At 73.9% G+C, this 6,890-nt stretch carries 1 protein-coding gene; it reads left to right on the top strand.

The window, feature by feature from the left end; genetic code table 11:
• Positions 1-51: 51 nt before the first annotated feature.
• Positions 52-6,890 (top strand): type I polyketide synthase (locus GXP76_RS32725; RefSeq protein ID WP_374363455.1); only part of this gene is annotated, 6,839 nt, incomplete at its 3' end.

The following is a 6,890-nucleotide window of genomic DNA, read 5'->3' as shown; positions in this document are numbered from 1 at the left end:
GCGGTGGCGCCGCTGGCCGCGATGGTCGAGAGCAGCGGGGCCCGTGCGGAGATCCTTGCCGTCGAGCCCGGGACCGTCCGGGAAGAGCTCGCCGGCCGGCTGCGTACGTTGTCCGCGGACACAGCGCCCCTCACCGGCGTGCTCTCCGCGCTGACCCTGCCGGACGGCGGCGCAACGACTGAATACGGTGCCGCGTCGGCGGACAGCCTCGCCCTGCTGCAGGCGCTGGGCGACGCCGGGGTGGCCGCGCCACTGTGGTGCCTGACCAGCGGTGCGGTGAGCACGGGCGGCGACGATCCGGTCCGCGACGCAGAAGCCGCCGCGATATGGGGCCTGGGCCGGGTCGCGGCTCTGGAACACCCCGATCGCTGGGGCGGGTTGATCGACCTGCCCGCCGCGCCTGACGACTCCACGTACCAACTCCTCGGTCGCGTGCTGTCCGGCGCCACAGGCGAGGACCAGATCGCCGTTCGCGGCACCGGGTTGCTCGTGCGCCGTCTGTGCCGCGCCACGCCCACCAGCACCGCGCCCACCAGCACCATGCCCACCGTCGACATGCCCGACGGCACCTCCGACGGTGCCCGGCCGGCCTGGTCGCCGCGCGGCAGCACACTGATCACCGGCGGCACCGGCGCCCTCGGCGGGCACGTCGCCCGCTGGCTGGCGGAGCGCGGCGCCGAGCACGTCGTACTGCTCAGCCGGCAGGGCCCGGACGCCCCCGGCGCCGCCGACCTCCGGCGCGATCTGGAGGCGTACGGCGCCCGTGTCACCATCCGCGCCTGCGACATCGGCCGCCGTACCGAGCTGGCCGAGGCGATCGCCGGCCTCCCCGCCGAGTACCCCCTGACCACGGTGATCCACGCCGCGGCCGTGCTGGACGACGCACCGCTGTCGGCGCTGACGCCCGACCGCCTGGCCTCGGTGCTGCGCGCCAAGGCGACCTCCGCGCGGTACCTGGACGAGCTGACGCGCGATCTGCCACTGGCTTCTTTCGTGCTGTTCTCAGCTTTCGGCGGGGTGCTCGGCAGCGCCGGACAGGGCAACTACGCCGCGGCCAACGCCGTCCTCGACGCGCTGGCCGAACAGCGCCGGGACGCCGGACTGCCGGCCACCGCGATCGCGTGGGGAGCCTGGGCCGGCGACGGCATGGCGGCTCGGTCGGCGGCAACCGTCCTTCGGCTGCGGCGCACCGGCGCCCGGCCGATGCCGCCCGAGTCCGCGCTGGCCGCCCTGGGCCGGACGCTGGAGACCGGCGAGACCACCGTCATGGTGGCGGACATCGACTGGTCACGGTTCACACCCATGTTCACCGCCGCGCGGCCGAGCACGCTCCTCGCCGACCTGCCCGAAGCGCGGAATGCCCTCACCTCGGCCGGCACACCTGACGACGACGGTACGGGCTCCGCCCTGCCGCAGACCGCGCGGCGGCTCGCCGCGCTGCCCGACGTCGAGCGGCACGCGGCCGTGCTCGACCTCGTCCGCGACCAGGTGGCGGCGGTCCTGGGACACTCCGAACCGACAGCCGTCGGATCCGACCGCCCCTTCCGGGAGATGGGCTTCGATTCGCTGACCGGTCTCGACCTGCGTAACCGGCTCACCGTGGCCACCGGCCTGACGCTGCCGGCCACGCTGGTCTTCGACCGGCCCACCGTCGGCCGGTTGACCGAGTACCTCGACGCCGAACTGGCCGGTGCCACCGAGGCAGACGTGCACCAGCCGCACCTGCCTGCGGAAGCGGCACCCACCACCGACGAGCCGATCGCGATCGTGGCACTCGCCTGCCAACTGCCCGGTGGCGTGCGCTCACCCGAGGATCTGTGGAAGCTGCTGGCGGACGGCTCCGACGCGATGAGCGAGTTCCCCACCGACCGTGGCTGGGACCTCACTCGCCTGTACGGCTCCGGTCATGCCCCCGAGCAGGCCGGGCCGGGCACCTCATACGTCCGGCACGGCGGATTCCTCCCCGACGCCGCCCACTTCGACGCCGGCTTCTTCGGGATCAGTCCGCGCGAGGCACTGGCGATGGACCCCCAGCAGCGACTGCTGCTCGAAACGTCGTGGGAAGTACTCGAACGCGCCGGGATCGACCCCACGACGCTGCGCGGCAGCCGGACCGGAGTGTTCGTCGGCACCAACGGCCAGGACTACTCGGGCCTGCTCGGCGATGTGCCGGACAGCGAGGACTTCGCGTCCACCGGCAACGCGGCGAGTGTGCTGTCCGGGCGAGTGGCGTACACGCTCGGGCTGGAAGGCCCCGCCGTGACCGTCGACACCGCCTGCTCCGCCTCCCTGGTCAGCATCCACCTGGCAAGCCAGGCGCTGCGCCGGCAGGAGTGCTCCCTCGCCCTGGCGGGCGGAGTCACCGTCATGAGTACGCCCGCTGCCTTCGTCAGCTTCAGCCGCCAGCGCGGCCTCGCGCCGGACGGCCGCTGCAAGCCCTTCTCGGCCCGCGCCGACGGCACGGCGTGGGGCGAGGGCGCGGCCGTCCTGCTGCTGGAGCGGCTCTCCGACGCGCGCCGGAACGGCCATCGGATCCTCGCCGTGGTCCGAGGATCGGCGGTCAACCAGGACGGCGCCAGCAACGGGCTGACCGCTCCCAACGGGCCTGCCCAACAGCGGGTGATCCGGGCGGCGCTGGCCGACTGCGCGCTGTCTCCCGCGGACGTCGACGCCGTCGAGGCCCACGGTACGGGCACCGTGCTGGGCGATCCGATCGAGGCGCAGGCGCTGATCGCCGCGTACGGTGACCGGCCGGCGGACCGCCCCCTGCGGATCGGTTCGATCAAGTCGAACATCGGCCACACCCAGGCCGCCGCCGGAGCCTCCGGCGTGATCAAGATGGTTCTCGCCCTGCGACATGGTCTTCTGCCCCGGACCCTGCACGCCGAAGAGGCGTCCCCGCACGTGGACTGGTCGGCCGGCGCCGTGTCGCTGCTGACCGAGTCCGCGCCGTGGGACCGCGACGGCCGTCCGCGCCGGGCCGGTGTCTCGTCGTTCGGCGTGAGCGGCACGAACGCGCACGTCATCATCGAGGAGGCCCCGGAAGCGGACACCCCTGCCCCGGCACTCGGCGTGCCCCCACAGCCCGCGGAGGAGCTGCCGTTCCTGCTGTCCGCCCGCGACAACACATCCCTCGCCGCTCAGGCGTCCCGGCTCCACGAGCACCTCACGGCCCACCCGGACCTGACGGTGCCGGACATCGCGCACTCGCTTGCCACGTCCCGCGCCGCTCTCGAACACCGGACCGTGGTCCTGGCGCCCGACCGGGACGACCTCCTCGGCACGCTCGCCGCCGTCGCGGAAGGCCACCCCGCACCGGCCGCCCTGCGCGGCATCGCCGGCGAAGGCCGGATCGCCGTACTGTTCCCCGGCCAGGGCAGCCAGAGCGTCGGCATGGGCCGCGCGCTGTACGGCCGGTACCCCGCGTTCGCCACGAGCCTGGACGAGGTGTGCGCGGCTTTCGCCCCGGAACTGGAACTGCCCCTGCTCGACGTGATGCACGCCGAGCAGGGCACCCCCGAGGCGGAACTGCTGGACCAGACCCACTACACCCAACCCGCCCTGTTCGCCTTCGAAGTGGCGCTCTACCGGCTGCTGGAGGGATGGGGGCTGCGCCCCGACTACCTGCTCGGCCACTCCATCGGCGAACTGACCGCCGCGCACATCGCCGGCGTACTCACCCTGCCCGAGGCGGCGCGGCTCGTCGCCGCCCGCGGCCGGCTCATGCGGGCGCTGCCGGCAGGCGGCGCGATGCTCGCCGTCGCCGCCTCACCGGACGACCTCGCGCCCCTGCTCGACGGCCGGGAGCACCAGGTCGCCGTCGCCGCGGTGAACGGACCCGCCGCCACCGTCCTGTCCGGCGACGAGGAAGCCATCCAGGACCTCGCGGGGCAATGTGCCGAACGCGACTTCAAAACAAGGCGGTTGCGCGTCAGCCACGCGTTCCACTCCAGCCGGATGGACGGCATGCTGGCCGCGTTCCGCGACGTGGCGGGCGCAGCGGACCTCGCCCCCGCACGGATCCCGGTCGTGTCCAACGTGACCGGCGTGGCCCTCACCGCCGACGAGGCCACCGCACCGGAATACTGGGCCGGGCACGTGCGCAACACCGTCCGGTTCCACGACGGCGTCCGCTGGCTGCACGCGCGCGGCGTCACCGTCTTCGTCGAACTGGGCCCGGACGGCGTGCTGTCCGCCATGGGCGCCGGCTGCCTCACCGACACGGCGGACGACGTGACATTCGTACCGACGCTGCGCCCAGCCCTGCCCGAGCCGCGCGCCGTCACCGCCGCGCTCGGCGAACTGCACACCCGTGGCGTCCCGTTGGACTGGACTGCCATCACGAACGGCTGGGGCGGTCGGCCCGTCTCCCTGCCGACCTACCCGTTCCGCCGGCGGCGGTACTGGCCGGACACCGCTCCGTCGCCGGTGGCCGGCACCGACCCGGCGGACACCCGCTTCTGGACGGCGGTGGACCGGCACGACATCGCGTCGCTCACCGGCGAGCTCGGCGTGGCCGAGACGGCGGCGCTGCCCGAACTCCTCCCCGCCCTGTCCGCGTGGCGCGAGCGCCGCAACACCGAGGCGTCCGTGCAGGACTGGCGGTACCGGATCACCTGGCGCCGGGTCACCGGCCTCGCCGTGCCCCGGGCCACCGGCACCTGGATCGTCGTCGCGCCGTCCGCCCCTGAGGCTTCGGCGGAGACCACGGGCGTACTGGCCGCCCTCGCACGCGCCGGTGTGCGAACTCAGGTGCTCACCGTCGACCCGGCCGCGGACAGCCACGCGGGTACGGCGCTGCGCGACCTGCTCGGCACGGTGGACGCCCCGCCCGCGGGGATCCTGTCGCTGCTCGCGCTGGACCGACGGCCGTACCCCGGCCGCACCGAACCGACCGCAGGACCGACGAGCGGCCTGACGGTGGGCCTGACGGCGGGTCTGACCGGCACCGTACGGCTGATCCAGGCGCTGGCCGCCACCGAAACGGACACCGACACCCGGCTGTGGTGCGTGACGCGCGGCGCCGTCGCGGCCGACCGTACCGCCCATGTGACCGACCCCGCCCAGGCCCAGATCTGGGGTCTCGGCCGGGTCGCCGCCCTCGAACACCCACGACAGTGGGGCGGGCTCGCCGACCTGCCCGCCGAACCCGACGACGCCGCGTACGACCGGCTCTGCTCCGTACTCACCACCGACACCGGCGAGGACCAGGTCGCGATCCGGCCCACCGGCGTCCTCGGACGACGCCTGACCCGCACCGCCGCAACCCGTGCTGGCACCGGCACCGGCGCGCCTGCCACTGGCGGATGGCAGCCCCGCGGCACCGTCCTGATCACCGGCGGCACCGGCGGGATCGGTGCGCACGTGGCCCGTCAACTGGCGGACTCCGGCGCGGAACACCTGGTCCTCGCCAGCCGCGGCGGCCCGGAGAGTCCCGGAGCGGCGGACCTCGCAGCCGAGTTGGGGTCCAGGGTCACCATCGCCGCCTGCGACGTCACCGACCGCCGGGCGGTCACCGAACTTGTCGCCCGCATGTCCACCGAGGGCCATCCGATCCGCGCGGTGATGCACGCCGCCGGGATCAGCCGCCACGCCGCCATCGCGGACACCACACCGGAGGAGATCGCGGACACCGTCGCCGCCAAAGCCACCGGCGCCGCGGTCCTGCACGAGGTGTTCGCCGACACGGAGCTGGACGCCTTCGTGCTCTTCGCGTCCATCGCGGGCGTCTGGGGAAGTGGCGGACAAGCGGCGTACGCGGCGGCCAACGCATACCTCGACGCCCTCGCGGAACACCGCCGCGCCCTGGGACTTCCGGCCACCTCGGTGGCGTGGGGGGCCTGGGCGAGCATCGGCATGGCCGCGACGGACGCCGCCGCCGACCAGCTACGGCGCCGCGGGATCACCGTCATGGACCCGGACCGCGCCGTCTTCGCACTGCGCCGGGCCGTCGCCGACGACGAGCCCGTGCTCACCGTCGCCGACGTCGACTGGGACCGATTCGTACCGCTCTTCACCGGCGCGCGCCCGAGCCCGCTCCTCAGCGAACTGTTCGCAGCCACCGGCCAGTTGTCCGACACAGATGACGAAACCACCTCTGTGCTCAGCGACTTCGGCCGCCGGGTCGCCTCCCTCCCGGAGGACGACGGCACCCAACTGCTGCTGGATCTCGTACGGGCCGAGGCCGCCGCGGTGCTGGGCCACGCCGACCCGGGCGAGGTCGACGCCGGCCGCGCCTTCCGCAGCCTCGGCTTCGACTCGCTCACCTCCATCCAGCTACGGGACAGACTGGCCACGGCGATCGGCACGTCGCTGCCCGCCACTCTCGCGTTCGACCACCCGACCCCGTCGGCCCTGACCGGACATCTCCGTGGCATTTTGCTCGGACTGCGGCCGGAGCAGTCACAGACCGGCCCGGGGCGCACCAGTCCCGGCGACAGCGACGACCCGATCGTTGTCGTGGGTATGAGCTGCCGGTTCCCGGGTGGGGTGGAGTCGCCGGAGGAGCTGTGGGATCTGGTCGCCGCCGGCGGTGACGCGATTTCGGGCTTCCCCGAGGACCGGGGCTGGGACCTGGACGCGCTGTACGACCCCGATCCCGAGCGGCTCGGCACGTCGTACGCCCGCGAGGGCGGCTTCCTTTCCGGGGCGGGCGAGTTCGATGCCGAGTTCTTCGGGATCAGTCCGCGTGAGGCGTTGGCGATGGATCCGCAGCAGCGGTTGTTGCTGGAGGTGGCCTGGGAGGCGTTGGAGCGGGCGGGGATCGACCCGGAGTCGTTGCGGACGAGCCCGACCGGCGTCTTCATGGGCACCAGCGGTCAGGACTACATGTCCCTGCTGGGCGGAGCGGGGGGCGCCGGGGAGGGGTACCTCGCGACCGGCAGCGCGGC

Source organism: Streptomyces sp. NP-1717 (assembly GCF_022695985.1).
GTDB lineage: Bacteria > Actinomycetota > Actinomycetes > Streptomycetales > Streptomycetaceae > Streptomyces.
The sequence above is the reverse complement of the archived record's forward strand: the minus strand, read 5'-3'. Positions and strand labels throughout refer to the sequence as shown.